The sequence below is a fragment of the Lewinellaceae bacterium genome (assembly GCA_020636105.1).
Taxonomy (GTDB): Bacteria; Bacteroidota; Bacteroidia; order Chitinophagales; family Saprospiraceae; genus BCD1.
In genome coordinates, this window is sequence record JACJYL010000002.1 from 1,288,689 (window position 1) to 1,307,231 (window position 18,543).

At 43.2% G+C, this 18,543-nt stretch carries 17 protein-coding genes and 1 tRNA gene; 9 read left to right on the forward strand and 9 right to left on the reverse strand.

Going from position 1 to position 18,543, the window contains the following annotated elements; translation table 11 throughout:
* Window positions 1-580: 580 nt before the first annotated feature.
* A tRNA-Phe gene (locus H6571_22220) sits at window positions 581-653 on the reverse strand.
* A gap of 319 nt (window positions 654-972) precedes the next feature.
* Between H6571_22220 and H6571_22225 the strand changes: the two genes are divergently transcribed.
* The gene (locus H6571_22225) at window positions 973-1,797 is read left to right on the forward strand and encodes a zinc-dependent peptidase (GenBank protein MCB9326471.1); all 825 of its coding nucleotides are present in this window, start codon (window positions 973-975) and stop codon (window positions 1,795-1,797) included.
* A 167-nt stretch (window positions 1,798-1,964) separates the two neighbouring features.
* On the opposite strand, the gene H6571_22230 is transcribed toward H6571_22225, so the two are convergent.
* The 3 genes from H6571_22230 to H6571_22240 form a co-directional block, all read right to left on the reverse strand.
* Window positions 1,965-2,504, reverse strand: a complete 540-nt coding sequence (locus H6571_22230) for a hypothetical protein (protein ID MCB9326472.1) — start codon at window positions 2,502-2,504, stop codon at window positions 1,965-1,967.
* 122 nt (window positions 2,505-2,626) lie between these two features.
* Window positions 2,627-3,076 carry an IS200/IS605 family transposase gene (gene tnpA, locus H6571_22235; protein MCB9326473.1) on the reverse strand — a complete coding sequence of 150 codons (450 nt, stop codon included), beginning with the start codon at window positions 3,074-3,076 and terminating at the stop codon, window positions 2,627-2,629.
* 137 nt (window positions 3,077-3,213) lie between these two features.
* Window positions 3,214-6,222, reverse strand: a complete 3,009-nt coding sequence (locus H6571_22240) for a lamin tail domain-containing protein (protein MCB9326474.1) — start codon at window positions 6,220-6,222, stop codon at window positions 3,214-3,216.
* Between the two features lie 270 nt (window positions 6,223-6,492).
* Here H6571_22240 and H6571_22245 point away from each other — a divergent pair, with 270 nt between their 5' ends.
* From H6571_22245 to H6571_22275, 7 genes are all read left to right on the forward strand, one after another.
* Window positions 6,493-7,098, forward strand: coding sequence for a HupE/UreJ family protein (locus H6571_22245; GenBank protein MCB9326475.1), 606 nt, complete (start codon window positions 6,493-6,495; stop codon window positions 7,096-7,098).
* A 12-nt stretch (window positions 7,099-7,110) separates the two neighbouring features.
* Window positions 7,111-7,638: a hypothetical protein gene (locus H6571_22250; GenBank protein MCB9326476.1), complete on the forward strand. Its 528-nt coding sequence runs from the start codon at window positions 7,111-7,113 to the stop codon at window positions 7,636-7,638.
* Window positions 7,639-7,714: 76 nt separating this feature from the next.
* The gene (yidD, locus tag H6571_22255; protein ID MCB9326477.1) at window positions 7,715-7,969 is read left to right on the forward strand and encodes a membrane protein insertion efficiency factor YidD; all 255 of its coding nucleotides are present in this window, start codon (window positions 7,715-7,717) and stop codon (window positions 7,967-7,969) included.
* A gap of 149 nt (window positions 7,970-8,118) precedes the next feature.
* Window positions 8,119-8,793 (forward strand): hypothetical protein, encoded by a 675-nt coding sequence (locus H6571_22260; GenBank protein ID MCB9326478.1) that lies wholly within the window; start codon window positions 8,119-8,121, stop codon window positions 8,791-8,793.
* Between the two features lie 193 nt (window positions 8,794-8,986).
* A complete protein-coding gene (locus tag H6571_22265) occupies window positions 8,987-10,036 on the forward strand; it encodes a hypothetical protein (protein MCB9326479.1) in 1,050 nt (349 codons plus the stop codon).
* Window positions 10,037-10,047: 11 nt separating this feature from the next.
* Window positions 10,048-12,345, forward strand: coding sequence for a hypothetical protein (locus tag H6571_22270; GenBank protein ID MCB9326480.1), 2,298 nt, complete (start codon window positions 10,048-10,050; stop codon window positions 12,343-12,345).
* A gap of 124 nt (window positions 12,346-12,469) precedes the next feature.
* A complete protein-coding gene (locus H6571_22275; protein MCB9326481.1) occupies window positions 12,470-12,811 on the forward strand; it encodes a hypothetical protein in 342 nt (113 codons plus the stop codon).
* A 158-nt stretch (window positions 12,812-12,969) separates the two neighbouring features.
* On the opposite strand, the gene H6571_22280 is transcribed toward H6571_22275, so the two are convergent.
* On the reverse strand, window positions 12,970-13,653 hold the full coding sequence (locus H6571_22280; protein MCB9326482.1) for an outer membrane lipoprotein carrier protein LolA: 684 nt from the start codon (window positions 13,651-13,653) through the stop codon (window positions 12,970-12,972).
* Window positions 13,654-14,184: 531 nt separating this feature from the next.
* On the opposite strand from H6571_22280, the gene H6571_22285 reads away from it, so the two are divergent.
* A complete protein-coding gene (locus H6571_22285; GenBank protein MCB9326483.1) occupies window positions 14,185-14,592 on the forward strand; it encodes a hypothetical protein in 408 nt (135 codons plus the stop codon).
* Here the strand turns inward: H6571_22285 and H6571_22290 are convergent.
* The 4 genes from H6571_22290 to H6571_22305 form a co-directional block, all read right to left on the reverse strand.
* Window positions 14,586-15,623, reverse strand: coding sequence for a hypothetical protein (locus H6571_22290; protein MCB9326484.1), 1,038 nt, complete (start codon window positions 15,621-15,623; stop codon window positions 14,586-14,588). The two genes, H6571_22285 and H6571_22290, sit on opposite strands and share 7 nt — an antisense overlap.
* 101 nt (window positions 15,624-15,724) lie before the next feature.
* Window positions 15,725-16,468 carry a M48 family metallopeptidase gene (locus tag H6571_22295; protein MCB9326485.1) on the reverse strand — a complete coding sequence of 248 codons (744 nt, stop codon included), beginning with the start codon at window positions 16,466-16,468 and terminating at the stop codon, window positions 15,725-15,727.
* Between the two features lie 29 nt (window positions 16,469-16,497).
* Window positions 16,498-17,223 carry a DUF3667 domain-containing protein gene (locus H6571_22300; GenBank protein MCB9326486.1) on the reverse strand — a complete coding sequence of 242 codons (726 nt, stop codon included), beginning with the start codon at window positions 17,221-17,223 and terminating at the stop codon, window positions 16,498-16,500.
* Window positions 17,224-17,269: 46 nt separating this feature from the next.
* Complete coding sequence (locus H6571_22305; protein MCB9326487.1) at window positions 17,270-18,493, reverse strand: metallophosphoesterase; 1,224 nt, start codon at window positions 18,491-18,493, stop codon at window positions 17,270-17,272.
* Window positions 18,494-18,543 lie beyond the last annotated feature (50 nt).

Below are 18,543 nucleotides of genomic sequence, written 5' to 3' on the forward strand. Positions count from 1 at the left end.
TTTTTATGGTTCGTGACAACCTTTTCAAAGCCGATAAAAAAAAATTCAAACCATATATTTCAATTCTAAATATAAAATACTTCTTGCACTTTACAACAATACTCTTCCTGAAAACATTGAAAAAGCAAGCAATAAAATGCGACGATAATTCCTATTTAAATGAGATCCTTAAAGAAAGTAGTTTTCTCAAAGAAAATGGATGTAGATTCTGACCATTTATTGGAAGGTAAAATCGGCGACTTTGAACGGCCAATCAAAAAAATTATTATTTACTTCCTCTGTTATTGGCTAAGGAGCTCAATGAGGATTTGAACGAAAAGGTATTTGCACAACGTCAATGCGAATGCAACGAGGAAGATTATATAAATGTACTTCCAAAAAACGTTATTATATCCGTCAAAAAAATTTAAGATGATGTTAAAAAAAATCGACCAAGACGTCGACAAACAAAGAAAGGTTGGAGAAAAATGTAATTTGTTGTACCTATGTTGTACCCAAGATTCTTTAAACTAAAAAAGCCAAGTCTATCGACTTGGCTTAATTTTTTAAGTATCAAGAATTTATCTTGATTTTTTGTTTGTGGTGTGGGGCGGGTTTGAACCGCCGACACCAGGATTTTCAGTCCTGTGCTCTACCAACTGAGCTACCGCACCATCCGCAAAATAAACAAAGCAAAAACGTCCTTCGTCAATTCTTTTTCTGCCTTATTTATTTAGCGGTTGCAAATTTAGCCCTATTTTTTATTTTTCACAATAGTCAGGGAAAAAAATTTAATAAAAGTTTACTTTATTTTTAAAATCCCTCGCCAATCATAACAAAAGCCCCGAAAATAAAGTTCTCCAGTCACCCGCCTACCAAAATTTTAAACCGGGAAGCAGGAATTTTTTGTTGTATACTTTTCGGGAGTTTATCCCTTTTACCCGGGAAAACGTATTTTGCACCTTCATTTTATTAAAATTAAACCATCACTATATGTCATCGCCCTGGAGATTTGCCGCAGCACCTTTCATTATCGGAGCCATTTATTATTTGTACAAGACATTTGATGACCCTTCTTATGCCCTATATATAGTCCCCTTCATCATCATCCTCGTCATATTTTATGTATTGAGCCCGCAGATCAACTGGTTTTGGTTTAAGCGTAAACCGCCAAAACTGCCAAAACCCCTCGCACTCTTCCTACAAAAAAACCATAGATTCTATCAAAACTTATCCGTGGAAAATAAACAAAAATTCCGCGACCGGGTGTCCCTTTACATGAAAGCAGCAGATTTCATGCCCATGGTCTTCGAAAAAGTACCCACCGACGTACAAGGGGTGGCCGCCGCCTGTGCAGTGCAGATCTCTTTTGGAAAAGAAAATTTCCTTTTCCCCGATTATGAACACATCATCGTATATCCCAAAGCATTCCCCTCACCTCAGTACCCGCGTAATATCCATCCTTCTGAGATTTACGATCACGACGGAGTCATCATGTTTTCCGCGGAACATTTGATGTTTGGTTTCATCGACCCCCACAAATACTTCAATGTCGGACTCCACGAATACGCAAAAGTCTTTATCGAAAGCTATCCCACCGAACCCTGGCCCGAATTAGACGAAGACACCTGGGACCGATTACATGAAATTAGCGGGTTCAAAAAAGAAGCTATTTTCAAATACATGAACATCGACGATATCACCCCCCTGGCCGTCAGTATTGTCCTGTTTTTTGATTTCCCACAATCCTTCAAAACAGTGCTTCCCGACCTCTATGATCTTTACGTGACTATTTTCAATATCAACCCGGCAGAGTAAAAACTACCTGGTTTTCTTCCCGGTGCATCAGCCAATCGAATGGCTCCCAGATCATGCATCATGCCTGCGCTACGCTGGGCACCGGGCTATCCGCTATCACTCCTATCCCTTGCTGTCCTCGTCCCTGCGGCGCCCTGCGCTCAAATCGCTCCGGCCTTATTTCCATTTTAAATCTCCCTGAACGAATTGATCATATCCTCCATCACCTGCCTATGTTTTTCTTTTTCGGCTGCGGTACACCACGTCATCACCTGGTAGTAATGATCAGTGCCTTTCAGATAGGCGAATTTGTAATGGATATCCATTTCATCATAAACAGCATCCATTTGCAGCACCCTGGCACTCAGCCCGTTGATGGTCCTCTCCTCAAAGTCATTCCCTTCAAACTGCCCCAATTCCATGTTAATCCCCAGCATCAGCAGGTCGCTGTATCCCTGAAGATCAAAGGAGTAAAGACTATCCAGGCCATTTTCAACCAGGGCCATCCTAAATTCTTCAACACTTTCATCGATAACGATAATGTAGAGTTCCTGGGAAATGTTCTGATACTGAAGAGAAGCGTCTTCATTGAGATCGGTGGTCCTTTCCAGAAAGGCAGGAATATTCATGCTGTACCGATCTTCGATGACAACTTCCTGACTCCCCTTTTGGGTACCACACGAGGTCAATAGGAAAAATACAGGGACAAGTGGCAATAATTTTCGCATAGGTTATTTTTTTAAAATCGTTAATTGAGGAGGGCAAGATAAAAGATTTTGCCGAATAAGTAAACGACCACCACCAGAGGTGGTGGCTTAGATAAAACAATACCCCCAAAGGGGGATAACCTCTAAAAGAGGGTGAAATCTTTGCGATCGTTTTCTTGTGCTCGTTCTTTATCTTCTTGATATTTTACGTATCTGACTATTTTGTCTTCATCTATTCCTATTGTGCTAACGAAATAGCCTCTCGCCCAAAAATGATTGCCCCAATATGGCTTTTTCTTCAAACTGGGAAAACTTTTAAACATGGCTATTGCTGTTTTTCCTTTTAGGATTCCCATGAAATCAGATATACTTAGTTTTGGAGGGATAGAACAGACCAGGTGTATGTGATCAGGTTGTATATTTAATTCAATTACTTCTACATCCTTCCATTCACATATAGTCTTTATTTTATCCTCCATGTAATCCGCTAGAAGATCTCGGAGCATTCGAAAGCGATATTTTGGCGTCCATACGATATGATAATTACAATGGTATACCGTATGTGCCAATTTCCGGTATTTTATCTTTGCCATTCCACAAGATAATACTTTTTACCGGCAGAGCCTACATCCATGACCACCGTCTTAGACGGTGGTTTTTCGGTGGAATAAAAATAAAAAAGAGGCCCCGGACGAACCGGAACCTCTTCTTTATCTATCGAAAAAATAAATTAATTCGTTTTCACAAAACGTTTAGTGACATTTTGAGTGGCTGATCTCAAATTCAACAGATAAGCTCCCTCACTAAGGTTCAAGGCAGCAATATCCAGTTCAAGACGCGTAACCTGGTCTTCAAAACGATCCGTGAAGATCACTTTTCCATTCATATCCACAATGCTGATGAAAATTTCTTCCCCAAAGTTTTCAGGAACAGCTACTTCCAACCAGTTGGCTACAGGATTCGGGTGCAGGGTCACTTCCTGTACCATGGATTCATCAGCCAGTTCAGGCAAAGCTAAAGATGGCTGCCCATCCCTGTCAACATTGACTCCAATAGCCGTTTCCGGACCTTCATTGAGGGCTGTAGTTTGCATCATGGCTTCGTTACCGAAGCTCACATGACTGAAAACGGCCGTTGTGCTGGCATAATCCACATTACTGTACACAGCAGGACCAGCGAACAGGCATTCACTCATATAAACAAACGACTGGAATTCCAGTTTCCAAATAACCCCGTTAGAGGAGGTATATCCGGTGAAGAGGTTTCCAACACGTTTGATCTTGAGCCATTGCTTGCCTAACGCAAATTTGCTTGACACCTGAGGCGCAGTATTATTAGCCTTTCTAATGGCCCAGTGAACGGTATTGCCTCCTGTTTTATAAATCCAAACGTATTTGGATCCTGGAGCAGTAGACTCCCTCAACATCAATCCCGCCTGTCCCAGGCCGGTGATGCTTTCTAATTTAGCGCTAAGCTCAACATCGCCACATTTATCCTGGAAAGCGAACGTCAGATCATCCTGTGCTGCATCAGGGTTAAAACAATTGGAAATTAATGTCCACTCATCTGAGCTTTCATCATAAGAGAAGCTGCCGTCCTCACATCCGATATTGAATGGGTTCCAGCCAAAAGGCACATCGGGTGGCAAACAGGTTGAACCATGATATCCCAGACCGTACTCGGTATTGATATCAAAACCTTCCCATTCCGCACTCAGATCAAAGGCATTGGTGCCGTTATTATCCCCCGCCTGAATCCACGGCATTCTTCTGATGGTCCTGTTTAAGGTAGAAATGCCTGGACCTGTCCACTGGGTACCTGGATCAAAGCCAATCTGGCCAATAACATCAATGATCACTTCCTCAGATTCTATGGCCTCTGCAACCAGGGCCACAGCATCGTCACCATTAAACCAGGAAGTTCCCCCTGTGGCCTCATCTGCCAGATCCAAAAAGGCATCATCCGCAGCCGGACTACACACGACGTAAGTTCCGCCCGCAGGTAAAACAGCACCTTCGGCGAAATTTATGGTATTGCCTGCCGAGGTACTCCCGTTGAAATAAATTTCAATATGGTAATCATCCAGGTTGATATCGGTAGCTGTCGGGTTGTAAATTTCGAGACACTTGTTGTTTCCTGATCCTTCTATGTATTCAGAAAAGAACGGGTAAGCACAATCAGGCACACTGGAACAAGCTTCCGGAGCCGTGGCAGCATTGCTGTTGAGCAGGGCGCAGGAAGGCTCGTCACTGAAATAAGCAGAAACAGAAACCGCGCCTCCATCAGCAGGAATTTGTACAACAAACTGGGCCATATTGCCCATGATGCTGCCGACAGGAATAGAAGGATTGCCCAAAACATCTCCTGTCAACACCAAATTTCCTGTAGCCGGAGCATCGGTGATCATAACGACTACTTTTGCCGTTGCATAATCATCATAGATGTTTATGGTGCCGTTATCATCACAACCGGAAATAATTTCCATGAAAATATTATCAATATTGCATACCGCAGGGGCCGGACAGCCGTCGAAAGTATGGGTGCCTAAATCTCCGGAATAGTTATTCTGATATTCCGTCCATTCAGTATCCAAAGTCGGGAAACCCGTGGCACCGGGAAGGTTCGGGTTAATGGTAATGCCCTGATAGATATTTGAATTACGAACCAGGGTTTGATCCGCGGTTTCGTTGGTCGCAGTAACACCCCACTGTGAACCGGGGTCATTGCCGATGCTTCCGATAATATCAAGGGTACCCGAACTGTTGACCAGTTCTATGGCATCGTCACCGTTCCATAGGTTGGAGGTCGTCACCTGATCGGCGACGGCCAAAAATTGGGCAGCAGCACCATCGTCACAGAAGACAAAAACATCGCCAGCCGCCAAAGTGCCGGACAAATTAAACGTATTTGCAGAAGAGGAACCATTCGAATACAGTTTTATGGCGTATCCACCCGCTGCCAGGTCTACATCAGCTCCTGTTGGATTGTAGATCTCAAGGCACTTTGTGTTACCACTTCCTTCAATATATTCAGAGAAGAAAAGCGTTCCGCAGCCTTCTCCTCCTCCACCGCCACCGCAGCCGGTGACAGAGAACCCACAGTCAGATAAAGTAACTCTATTGACATTATCACCCGCCCAGGCAGTCTGGGTATAAATAGCCGCCAGAATTTGAGCTGCCGTTCCAGAGGTGGTGCTACAGTTGTAAGCACTGTTATCAATTTCTGCCAGAGCAAAGGCATTCGTGCCTTCAGTCAAACCCAGCGGCAGAGCCGAATCATTGGAAGTCGTCGCATCAGCCTGCCATTCGGTATTTTGAAAATTGATCGCGGTAATAAATGTAGGCGAAGCATTGTCTCCCTGGTAAACAAGAATTTGATCTCCATCTGCGGCCAGAGCTATACTGGTTCCGCTAACACTCCCCACGGAAACCAAGGTACTTAAGTTCTGAATATCAGAAGCTGTAAGTAATAAAGTAGTGCCACAAGCCACCTCCTGGTTAAGTTGGATGACCATAAATCCCTCCCCGGTGCGGAAAGTATTATCGGCTTTCCAGCCATTATCCGTGATCCTGATCTCGGTGGTGGGAGCCAGGTCAGTCAGCGCCACCAGGGCAACTTCATCTGGATTGTCAGAATTAAAACCAGTAATTCCCAGATCACCGGGACCTAAGGTCGTTTGCGCGTTGAGTCCAATTGTACTGAATACAATGGCCATGAAAACAAAATAGAGGTGTCTCATAAATATTTGAGTTTTTTAGAAATAATAAATATATCGCCCAAGTCAGGCCGAAGCCCGACGCAATGAAAATGCCGTTGGAAAATGTTGGATTGGTATGTGTTGTATTAGATTATCGCCCCTAATATTCCTTGCGAAAGGATAATGTGTAAAAATAATTTTTTTATTCCAAAAAACAGCCTGATCTAAAAAATTTAATCCAGACTTTTTATTATTTTAACATTGCCCCTCTATCTGATTTTTTAATTATTCCTACATTTACAAAAAAAAACATTGAACTCCATATTCAATATTTACCTCGAGCTCGGATTTAAGCACATCCTCGACCTGGCGGGTTATGACCATATCCTGTTTCTCGTAGCCCTGTGCGCCGTTTACCGCATCGCCGAATGGAAAAAAGTTATTTTACTGGCCACGGCTTTTACCCTGGGACATTCCCTAACTTTGGCCCTGGCGGCTTTGGACATCTTACACTTTTCTCCTGCGGCGGTGGAAATTCTCATTCCCGTCACTATCTTACTTACGGCATTCTTTAACATCTTGTTTCATTCCGGAGACAAAAAAATGATAAATAGTAAACGGATGTCAATTAATTATGGTTTTGCGGCCCTTTTCGGGCTGATCCACGGGATGGGATTTTCCAATTTCTTCCGGGCCACAGCCCTGCCCGGAGACGGGAAGGCTTTTATTTTACAATTATTTGCCTTTAACCTGGGAGTAGAAGCAGGACAGGTCATCATCATTGCAATAATTCTAGTGCTTGCCGGGTTATCCTTCCGGCTGTTCAAGGTAAGACAGAACTATTGGAATTGGGGCGTCTCCGGAATAGCCGCCCTGTTTTCAGCAAAAATGATCATAGAAAGATTAATGGATTTGTGATAAAATTAAAATATGAAACTTTTTAATCTGGCTCTTTTGTTGTTGTTTATTTTTCCCGGAAAAAACCACCCCACAGTGGCTCCGGATGTTTTCCACAAATACCATATCGGCAAATGTCTCATCGATTATAACCAACGTGAAAAGGCAATACAGGTAAGCCAGTTCATTTTCCTCGACGATCTGGAGGCCGCCCTGCGTGCCCAGGGAGCGGATAAGTTATTCCTGTGTACCGAAAAAGAAGCAGAAAAGGCGGAAACTTACCTGGCTCGCTACCTGGCCCAACATTTGCAATTTGAAGTGAACGGCAAAGCGAAGTCCTTCGTGTTTATTGGGAAAGAAAGTTCCGAAGACCTCTTGGGCGTTTGGTGTTACCTGGAAATCACGGAAGTGGCCCCATTGAAAGAAGTCCGCTTCAGGAACGATCTGCTCATGGAAATTTACGACGATCAAAAAAATGTGATCATCTTCAAAGGTCCGAACAACAAGGAAGCTTCTTTTTTGTTTGAAAAAGGAAAGGCAGAGGACAAACTTGCTTTTTGAATACCGGCCCTCATTTATTACCTTGTTTTCCCACAAGGCGCTTTGAAGGGAAACCATTAATTTAGCCATTGTACATATGAATGAGCTGTTAAAAAAACTTTTTATCCTTCCCATCAGATTTTACCAATTGGCCATCTCGCCCTTGCTGGGACCGAGATGCAGGTTTCAGCCTACCTGTTCTCATTACATGGTAGGAGCCATCCTGGAATGGGGGGTTATTAGAGGGATCTGGCTTGGGTTAAAACGCATCTTCAAATGCCATCCGTGGGGACCACACGGACATGATCCGGTGCCTTTAAACCCTAAACGGCATAAAAAAGAAGACCTTTGACGAAAATCTCCCCCTTTTCATAGAAATATGCGCACAACCCAATCAAATTTTTTATAAAATTGATTCATGCCAGCGCCAATGGCATATGGGCAGATCTATATCGCCGAATAAAGTCTGCGCTACTTTTTTTAACCAAATCCATTATACTAATGATGAAAAACAAGCTTTTTATTTTGCCTTTTGTGGCCATCTTAACTTTCCTCCTGGCCGCATGCTCCAATTCAGACAATAAGAACGAAGCCGAAGCACAAAGCGAAGATGACAAAGGAATAAACATCAGTGTAAACGACGATGAAGGAAAAACGAACATCAATATCAATGCGGATAATTTACAGGATGCCTTAAAACAATTGAATAACGGCAAAGAGGTTGCCGTGGTGGATCACCGTGAATTGAAGGATCTCTTTCCCAATTCCATCGGCGGGTTCAAACGCGTTTCTGCCGAAAGCCAGAAAACCGGCTTCGGAGGGCTGAAGACTTCAATTGCAACGGCCGAATATAAAGACGGAGATGCCAAACTGAAATTATCCATCGTTGATGCAGCAGGTATTGGGCTGGCAATCAACGCCATGGCCGGCTGGACGGGCCTTGATATTGACAAAGAAACAGATGACGGATATGAGAGGACCACGGAAATTGACGGCCACAAAGCCTTTGTAAGTTATGACAATAAGGACGAGGACGGGCAAATAGCCATGTTTATCCGCAACCGCGTATTGTACACGGCTGAAATTACCAATGGCTCGGAAAAACAACTCAAAAAAGGTCAGCAAGCTGTTGATCCGGATGACATCATCAAACTGATCAAAAAGACCGAGAAATAAACTATCCGGCATAAAAAGGTTACCTTTTAGAATATCGTGACTTTTAGATGCTGAAAGAGAAGTAAGGGGGGCTGCCTTCAGTACCTGGACAAAATTGGCGTTTTAAATTGTCCTGTTACTCAAGTCAGGCCCCCTTCCTCTAATAATCTAACTTTTTATCAATTCATTCTGTTTCACACGGGATTTACCAATCATGAGGAGGCGTTACCCATATTTTATCTTTTTCATCCTAATAAATTGTTGTTTTTCCTGCTCGCCTTTGCCACAGGAGCATTCCATCTCCCCAGCCTTTTATCACTGGAAACAAGAGCTTTCCCTGCTCAGAGAAGAATCGAATTACCTCCGTGAACTGGAATGCACGAAATTATATGTCCGGTATTTCGATGTGACCTGGGATAATGAAACTAAGACGGCTGTTCCCGCCTCCATCGTCGAAATGGATACTGTAGGGTTAAACGGCTTTGAAATTATCCCGGTTGTTTATGTCACCAATGAAGTCATGATTGCCCTGCCGGAGTCCGGGATAGCCTCCCTTGCAGATAATATTTTAAAAAAAATCCAGTCGCTCTCCGCGCCGCTGCCAGCACCAGGTATTTCAGAGATACAGATCGATTGTGACTGGACGGGAACCTCAAGGGAAAGCTATTTCAAGTTGTTGAAAGCTCTAAAAGTCGTTCTGGAAAGTCAAAACATCAGGCTCTCCACTACGCTGCGGCTTCACCAGTATCACGATCCCCAAACGACCGGGGTGCCCCCCGTTGACCGGGTCATGCTCATGTTTTATAATATGGGCGAGGTCAATGATTATCTCGAAACCAATTCGATTTTAAATTTGGATGCCGCGGCAAATTACCTGGACACGCCAAGAGCCTATCCTTTGCCTATGGATCTGGCGTTGCCCATATTTCAATGGGGGTGTATTTTCAGGGAGGGAAAACTGGTACACCTGTCGAACAACCTGGAATCGACATCGCTGAACGATCCCCAGCGATTCGTCAAAACAGGGGAGAAGCATTTCACGGTCCTGAAAAGTACTTACCTTCAGGGATATTTTCTGTACAAAGCCGATGAAATTCGCCTCGAAAGCGTATCTTACGATCGATTGATGGAGGCAGTCGGGTTATTGAAAAAAGTAAGAAACACCGAGTCACTGACGGTCTCTTTTTACCACCTGGATACTTTTAATTTAAACCGGTTTCCTGCTGAGCAACTTGAAAAAATTTTGCTTAAATTTAGTGATTAACCCGAATTTTCATGAAAAGCCATCGTCGTTTTGCTTTCCGGATGCTGCTTGCCGCATTGTCCTTTTTTATCGTACCTCAACAATTTTCAAAAGGCTGTGGGGTCAAGGGCATGGTATTTTATGGTTATGACTTTTTCAACCCGGAGGTCGTTCATCCTGAAAAAGGCTTAGCGCCTTTCCTTTTGGACATGAATGATGTTTATGAAAAATATGTCAACGCCGAAAACACCCAGGTCAAAGACAACCTTACGGAATGGAGGGAGCGGTTTTGTAATAAGGTGAGCCTGAATGACCTGTATTACATCATTTACAAGGTAAATATTTCCACCCTGCAAGATCTTCGCGACGCCATAAACAGCCCCTCCCTGACCCTGAGTTTTATGGGAGATAAAATCTCCGGCAATTCCTTTGCACGATACCTCTACCGCAATAAATGCGACGAGGCGGTCAAATACCTCATTTTTGCCAAAAGATGTGAACCTCATGTGACCAAAAAGAAAGCTTGGGAAGACAAAGAACTGGATGTGGAAGCCATGTTGGATTTGATTGAAAAAGGGAAGGAAGAATTCCTGTATACCAAGTCTTACTATTTCAAGTTGCGTTATGCTTATCAGCTCATCCGGCTGGCGCATTATGCCAAAAAATATACCCTAGTGCTGGAATTGTATGACTTCCTCATGCCCAAGTTAGACAACGATCCCAGTATCATTGAGGACTGGATCGAAGGCCATCGCGCCGGTGCCATGCAGGCGCTGGGCCAGCGGGTGGAAGCAGCGTATATTTTTTCAAAGATCTTTGACCGATGCCCTTCAAAACGGGAAGCGGCTTTCCTCAGTTTTGATATCCGGACGGATGAAGAATGGGAAACCTGCCTCCGTATGTGTCAAAGCGACCACGAGAAGGCCATGCTGCATGTACTCCGTGCCCAGGGTAAAAACAGCCGCCTGGTGGAAGAGATGAAGAGCATCTACGAACTCGATCCTCAAAATATGAACCTGGAATACCTGCTCGTCCGGGAAATCAAAAAACTTGAAAAGGATTTTTTGGGGTATGAATTCAATGACAAAAGAGCGCAGAACAAACAATATTTCAACATTCCCCGGCCCAATGCCGATAAAAGGGTAATCGAACTTCAGGGTTTTGTGAGAGACCTTTTGAAAGACAATCATCTGGCTCATCCTGATTTCTGGAAAATTGCCGAAGGTTACCTGGAATTACTTTCAGGCGATTATTATTTTGCTAAAAAAACCTTTGCCGATGCCCGTAAAATGGTTTCCAATGACACCTTAAAAAACCAGTTGGAAATACTGAATCTCGTGCTTGAAATTTCTTCCATGGAACAGCTGGATAAAAGCCAGGAAGAAAGGATATACGAAATCCGTACCGAGGAAAAACATTATAAGGATGATACAGATTTTAAGGATTTTCTGCGCGACAAGATGGCCTACCTTTACACCAAACAAGGCGATGATGCGAAAGCTTTCCTGTGTTATAGCGATATTTCCGAACTTAGGCCTTACCCCAAGCCGGAAATTGTCGATAACCTGCTAAGCATTTGTTATGATCCTGACAAAAGTTTGATGGAAAAACAGATGATTCTCAAAACGGACGGATCGACCATCCAAAACGATCTGCTGGATATGAAGGCCAATATATACATGAGCCTGTTTCAGCCGGAAAAAGCCCTTTTGGTTTATCAGGAAATGCCTGATGAGACCTATTGGGATGCCTACGGGCTTTTTGATCCTTTTATGGAACGCATGAACGACTGTCCGGACTGCGCCCTGTCAGACACCTCCATTTTATATAACAAAGGAGAACTCATCCGTCAACTCATTCAGCTGGAGCAGGACGCCATCATCGAAGCCGACCCGACCAAAACCGCCCAGCTTTACTATAAACTCGGACTCGCCTGGTACAACATGACCTGGTACAGTTACAGCTGGAAGACAATCGATTATACCCGCAATAAAAACAGCCTGGACTACCTTCAGAAAACCGGTTCTGACGTCATTCCTGAAGCGGGCACTCCTTACGGAAACAAGGAATTTTTCGACTGTTCCAGGGCATTGTATTATTTTGAAAAGGCCCTGCAACTTTCAAGAGACCCCGAACTGGATGCAAAAATTGCCTTTATGGCCTCCAAATGCGAGCGCAACGACTACTACATGCGCCAACACAGTGGAGGGGAGCAGACTTTCAAATATTACAATATGCTCATAGACAATTACGCCAATACGGCTTTTTATGCAAAATTAATAGAGAAAAATAAAGCGTTTAGTGCATATGTGATTGGGCGACAGGATTAATCATAAATCATAAAAAACAACCATGGTTAAGCATTTAACAATTATCACCTCCCTACTATTCATCCTTGCATTCCAATGCGAGCGCAATATCAGTTTTCCATTAAACGAAGCATTCCAAATAAAAATGGACGAAATACAATCCAATAAAATGCTTAAAGTGATGGTCAGTCCGGAAGAGGTGGCGGAAGATTCCCGTTGTCCCAAAAACACTACCTGTGTCTGGGCCGGGCAGGTAAAAATAAAGTTCTCTTTATGGGACGCTTCCAAAGAGGCCCAACACTTCGTGCTTTCCCTGCGCGATGACAAACCGGATGAGGCCATGCAGGTCGTTGATGGTTATACCTATCAACTTATGGCCGTTGATCCTTATCCTGTTGAAGGATCCGAAGTGGCTAATGAAGATTACATGATAACGCTTCTGGTGAGAAAGGCTGAAGCAGGAGATGGGAGGCTTGATGAGCAGTGAGCCTGGTTTGCTGGATACTCATTGCCGGAGAATTGAAGTGACCTCTTCGCCGGGCGTCCTGGCATGCTATAAACCCGGTGCGAAGAGGTCACCTTGAGTACAAAAGAGGGGTTGGCCCGTCACCGGCATTGAGTACCGAGCCACCAATAACTAACCGCCTACTCCCTCAAATCCTCCACATAATACCCCGGAAATTTATCTTTATTAAAAGAGAAGGCCGAAGCAACCAGGCCTGTATTGGTTTTTACTTTCCCAATATGTAAAGTGTATCGGGAAGCATCCTTACTATAAGCCTTCACCCGGATAATTTCAGAAGCATTTTTGTCGACGGTCAGGACGAGTTTCGCATAATCTGAATGGTCCCGATCGAGAGGCTTGAAGGTAATTTCCTGAAGCCGTTTGCCGTTTTCAACCAGCTCTCCAGTGAGGAAAAAGACAAAATTATCGGATTCATAAAAATTAAAAATGGCCTGGGGCGACAACACACTATTGTCTTCATCAGGATCAGGCATGTTGTTGATCTGGACCTCTTTATTGTTATGCAGAATAAAATAGATGGACTTGCCGTCGCAAAAAACTTCCTGGGTACCCAATTTGAAATGGTACTTATCTCCCTGTCTTTCGAGGGTACCTTGCTGGGATTCTTTGGGCTGGTCCGGAATTTCAATATCCAAAACAAAAGAGAATTCAACAGTTTTATAAGCATCGTATTTTGCTTGGATTTTCTTGAGCATTTCCTTTGCTTCAGGATCGGAGTCCTCAGCGCTTACGTACTGTTTGGGTTGTGCAACCACAATGGTTCCCAATAATAAAAAGAGTGCAAAACCAAGGATTTTTTTCATCTTAATTAATTGTTTGATATTCAAAATAGTAGCCCATTCAGGGTTTAAAAACGGTATATGCTTCAAACGCGCAAGTTCTGCAAATTATTGAAACAAGAATGTTTTGCAAAGGTTAAAGTTTGTTAAGCAAATCCCAAATCCTTTGTGTATCGTTTATAGGACGAGGCTTTCGGGTGAAAGTCAATGAAAGAAAGACGTTTCTTGAAAAAAATACAGGCCTAAAGTCGCCGAACTCAAAGCTTTATTGGAAATAATTCCACTTTTTTAGTAATTTTCAGAAAAATCAGGCGGGATAATGTGTTTTTTTGTAATTTTAGGTTTTATTACTTGCCAGATAGTCATGCAGTCCCCCGGTGCGACAAATTAACATCTCAATCCTTATTATTTTTTGAGTGATCAAAAACTATTTTAAACAAATTTATGTAATTAATAATCTATTACTCAATAGAAACCAGGTGATACTGTTTTTTCCTGCAAGGAGATAGAGGTAAAGCCTATAATTTGGTTATTCAATAGATTAAAAACATACAAATGAAAAATTTGATTTTTTTCCTATGTTTATTACTCCCGGTATTTGCATTCTCTCAGGAAAAAAAACCGGCTTATTGTGATGAACTTCCTGTCTCTTACGAAAAAGGAGCCTGGACCACTGTCAAAGGAGGCTCTCCTCCGCCTAAAAACAGTTTGCCTAAATTTAAAACCGTTCCGGTCAGGTGTTATAAAATTCAAGTGGCGCTGCTTAAATTCACCAGCCCCGAAAATTATCCTTTTCATGAAAGCCTTATCGCCCGCCACCGGCCTTGTGAAGATGTTTGGGTCGTTGAATCCAAAGAGTGTTTTGATACCCGTGCCGATGCCAATAAAATGAAGGATAAACTCATTGGTCTGGGGTATAAAGGCGCTTACGTGATAGAACTCATCGCCTGGGAGACTCAATAAAATAAAAATTGCGCAGGAATCACCCCCGCTTCAGTCGTTTCCAAAAGATTCCCCTGTCTTCCATAAATGTAGACTTTCCCTTTTTGGGCATAATCTATTGCATCCCCAACTATTAAATTTCCCGTTGCAGGATCCACCGCCAGAGCATAAAAATTGCTCCCGCTGGCCTGTATAAGCGGTGAGGCGGGTAAATTCGTATCGCTTAAGGCAAAAGCATAAATATCATTTTTCAGATAATACAGGGTATCCCCCGCTGAATTAAAAGACAACCGGGCTGCAAATCCAAGGTCGTAATCCTCAAACAACAAACTCCTTTCCACCTCAAAAGTTTGAGGGTTCACACAATAAAGCCCTGCTGGTTCAGCCAGGGATTCGGCTCCCCGGCAATAGATCCATAGTTTATTATTCCCATCCCTGGCAATAGCAACCGGATCATAACCCACCTGGATACTATCGGCAAGGAAATCATTTTCAGCATCTATCACATAAATTTGATCATGAGGATCCAACCGTATATCCCAGGGTGAGGTGACAAAAACATAGGCGTCCACCTTTTCCATTTGCTCGGTCCAGAAAGGCATCATGATACTACCCGTCACGGTGCCTTCCATCAGGTTTACCACCTGAATACTATTAGAATACAGATCACTCACATAAGCCTTCCCTTCGCTTACCGGCAAAAAATGCCTGGGCGATTCAAAGGGCTGAATCAATCCTTCCGATTCAAAAGTTTCCATATTAACCACTTCCACATAACCCGAATTATTCAATACCAGGTATCCTTTATCATCCACTACAAACATCTGTTGCAAAACATCCCCGGCCGTATGTCCGTTAGCGTTTTTAAACAGGTCATGGGTCACTTCCCCGGTTTCATAATGATAATAACTCACCGAAGCATTGCCGAAGTTGAAAGTTCCTTCATTGACGATAAAAAAACCTTCGGCCTGCCGAATGGATGCAACAGGGTTGTTTTCCTCTTCATGACAAGCCATGAAGGACAAAAGAAACCCCAAACTCACGAAAAACAAACGCGAGCTTTTAGGTTTCCTTAAGAATCTAATAATCAAGTCTTTAACAGTACTAACTGGCAATTGAATATTCGTCATCAAACTCAATGGATTCATCATTATTAAAAATCGAATTGTTTTCCGTTTTGCTTTAAAAAGCGCTCTTTATCCTTGTAATCGGGCATGACTTTTTTTACTTCCGCCCAAAAGCGTGGAGAATGGTTGGCTTCCACGAGGTGGGCCAGTTCATGGACAATCACGTAATCGATGACGGGCTGAGGGGCGAAAAGCAGGCGGGTGGAAAGGTTGATATTGCCTTTGCTGGAACAACTGCCCCAATTGGAATGATTGTATTTAAGGCTTACCTTGTTGAATGCTTTCTGAAAATAAAGATCATTCAGATCATCGACCCGCTTGACGATATTCGGCAAAAAATCCTGCGCCACCACCCTGCTCAGTAAATGTTTGATGGCTTTTTGCAATAGCATAGGGTCTGCCGATTCAACGAGGCTCAACTTAATAATGTCTCCCTTAAGTTTTGCCGCATGGGTTTTTCGGTCTTCGTAAACGATTTGGAGCGTATAACGGCGATCCCCCACCTCCAAGATATCTCCGTTTTCATAGGATTTCAACAGCAGGTGATCCAGTGCATCCGGTTTTTTTGCCGTCAGCTCTTCCAGCCAGTTCTGTACCCAGGTTGTGCCCTTTTCCAGCCCTGGAGCTAATATCCCGGAAGGCATCCTGAGAATAACCGCCCTTTTACCAACAGCCACACGCATACTTTGCCGGCGCTCGCGCACCACCTGGAAAGGTATCTTTTTCCCCTTGACCGATAAAAAAGAAGGATATATTTTTTTGGACGACATCCTGCAAAGTTAATATTTCAGAGCAAGTTTTAGCTAATATTCAAAAGGACAAATAGGAGAACCGGGATCAAAATAAACAGACCCATTCCTATCAAAAAAATAAAAATGGCAGACAGGATACTCGCAACAATTTCCTTCCTGGAAAAGAAAAACAAAAAATTCCAAATCAACAACACCAAATAAAAGACGGGATTGGCTAAAACGGTTAACTGCTTAAAAGGAAACAGGAATATGGTAAAAAAAGCAGCATGCCCCATAATAAAGGCCTGGATAGCCAAATGCTCCGCAAAATTGAATTTTTTATAAAAAAGTTTAGCAGGAATAGAAAAAAAGAAAATGATCAATGGTAAAAAAAACTTGAGATTGCCTTTCAAAATCTTTCCAAAATTTTGACCTAAATTATATTGTGGACTATCTTTAAAAGAACCAACCAATTCTGAATGACCTGTAAGTGAAGAAGGAAACCCTTGACCCAAATAGTGGTCCAGCAAGGTCAAAATGGTAACCCCAAGAATAGCATATTGAATGGGCGGAAAAACGCCTATTCTCTTCCCGGACAAGTAACCTGAGATTGTCGCCTGGGGTTTTCTGGTAAGGTTAATATAGTTGAACAACAATCCTCGGTCAACATTGGTCAACATTCTAAAGACATCCGAAAGAACACCAGCCAAAGTAATGGCTTTCACCGTAGCTTTTTGTCCGCACTGATTACAAAAATGGCCTTTGAATTCATTTTCACAGTTTAAACACTTCATGGTTTTTTCGAAAATTTTGACAAAGGTAAGATTTTAAAGGAAACTGTCAGGCAGACTTCAACTCCACCAGGGTGATCTCCGGTGCCATGCCCAACCTGCCCGGGAAGGCCAGTACGCCTAATCCGCGATTGACATGCAGGTGTTGTTCCCCTTCCGTGTAAAGTCCGGCCCAACGCTTATAACGCAGCTTTACGGGACTCCATTTAATCCCCAGCGAAGGAATCTCGATCCCCATCTGCATGCCGTGGGTATGCCCCGAAAAAGTCAGGTGAATATCTTCCTTTCCCAACACCTGGTGCTCCCAATGGGTAGGATCATGGGAAAGCAGTATCTTAAAATGATCAGGATTGACATTTTGCATAGCATTCGCCAGGTTTCCTACCTGGTGAAAGCCTGCGCCCCAGTTGTGTACCCCGATGAGGGAAATTTTCTCCCCGTCTCGTTGCAGCTCAACATGTTCGTCTTCCAGCAACCGGAATCCCATTTCTTTATGAATTTCTTTCAGCCGGTTGCGGCTTTTTATCTTTTCTGATTCAGTGTAATTACCATAATCAGCATAGTCGTGGTTGCCGAATATCGAGAATTTACCATATTTGGCTTTTATGCCGGAAAATACGTCGATCCAGGGCTCCGCCTCGTCAGACAATGAATTGACCATGTCACCGGTGAACACCACATAATCGGCTTCCAGGTCATTGATCATGCGCACCATTTTTTTTACCGGTTCGAAATTATTGATAAAACTTCCAAGGTGTGCATCACTGATCTGAACAATCTTTAATCCGTCAAAAGCTTTGGGCAAACGGGAAGAAACCACTTGATTTTTCATCACCCGAAAAGCAAACTTTCCTTTGGTCACCCCATAGAAAAATCCACCCATAAGTAAGGCTCCTACCCCGAGGCCGGCCTGCGTGATGAAAGTACGCCGGGAATAGTCCGTTCCAGGGTTTGCCAGTTTATTCACCCCCCACAATACTCCATTGGTGAGATCATTGGCAAAATGAAAAGCAGCAAAGACCAGCATGGGAAGGGTTACCACAAAAAATGCGGAAGTCCAGAAAATAAACGCCCTTGGATGATTTACCCTGAATTCATTGAAATGGGTAATGGTATAGGCAAAGGCTAGCAATAAAGCGACCCGGACGGTCCAGAACAGGAAAAACACCCCCGTCTGTCCGGATTTGGAAAGCGATTCCGTCAAAGTGGAAATTCCCTTATAAACGTAGAGGTCGAGAAAAAAAACAACCGCACAAGCAATTAAAACTCCCATTGATTCAGTCTGATTTTAAATGGGCATTGCCCACACAATAATTACCCTTA

Coding starts and splice junctions, on each gene's coding strand:
- H6571_22295 (MCB9326485.1), bottom strand. CDS start 16,468: ATGTCGTCCAAAAAAATATATCCTTCTTTTTTATCGGTCAAGGGGAAA.
- H6571_22275 (MCB9326481.1), top strand. CDS start 12,470: ATGGACGAAATACAATCCAATAAAATGCTTAAAGTGATGGTCAGTCCG.
- H6571_22230 (MCB9326472.1), bottom strand. CDS start 2,504: ATGCGAAAATTATTGCCACTTGTCCCTGTATTTTTCCTATTGACCTCG.
- H6571_22300 (MCB9326486.1), bottom strand. CDS start 17,223: ATGAAGTGTTTAAACTGTGAAAATGAATTCAAAGGCCATTTTTGTAAT.
- H6571_22305 (MCB9326487.1), bottom strand. CDS start 18,493: ATGGGAGTTTTAATTGCTTGTGCGGTTGTTTTTTTTCTCGACCTCTAC.
- yidD (MCB9326477.1), top strand. CDS start 7,715: ATGAATGAGCTGTTAAAAAAACTTTTTATCCTTCCCATCAGATTTTAC.
- H6571_22285 (MCB9326483.1), top strand. CDS start 14,185: ATGAAAAATTTGATTTTTTTCCTATGTTTATTACTCCCGGTATTTGCA.
- H6571_22240 (MCB9326474.1), bottom strand. CDS start 6,222: ATGAGACACCTCTATTTTGTTTTCATGGCCATTGTATTCAGTACAATT.
- H6571_22270 (MCB9326480.1), top strand. CDS start 10,048: ATGAAAAGCCATCGTCGTTTTGCTTTCCGGATGCTGCTTGCCGCATTG.
- H6571_22260 (MCB9326478.1), top strand. CDS start 8,119: ATGATGAAAAACAAGCTTTTTATTTTGCCTTTTGTGGCCATCTTAACT.
- H6571_22250 (MCB9326476.1), top strand. CDS start 7,111: ATGAAACTTTTTAATCTGGCTCTTTTGTTGTTGTTTATTTTTCCCGGA.
- H6571_22225 (MCB9326471.1), top strand. CDS start 973: ATGTCATCGCCCTGGAGATTTGCCGCAGCACCTTTCATTATCGGAGCC.
- H6571_22280 (MCB9326482.1), bottom strand. CDS start 13,653: ATGAAAAAAATCCTTGGTTTTGCACTCTTTTTATTATTGGGAACCATT.
- H6571_22265 (MCB9326479.1), top strand. CDS start 8,987: ATGAGGAGGCGTTACCCATATTTTATCTTTTTCATCCTAATAAATTGT.
- tnpA (MCB9326473.1), bottom strand. CDS start 3,076: ATGGCAAAGATAAAATACCGGAAATTGGCACATACGGTATACCATTGT.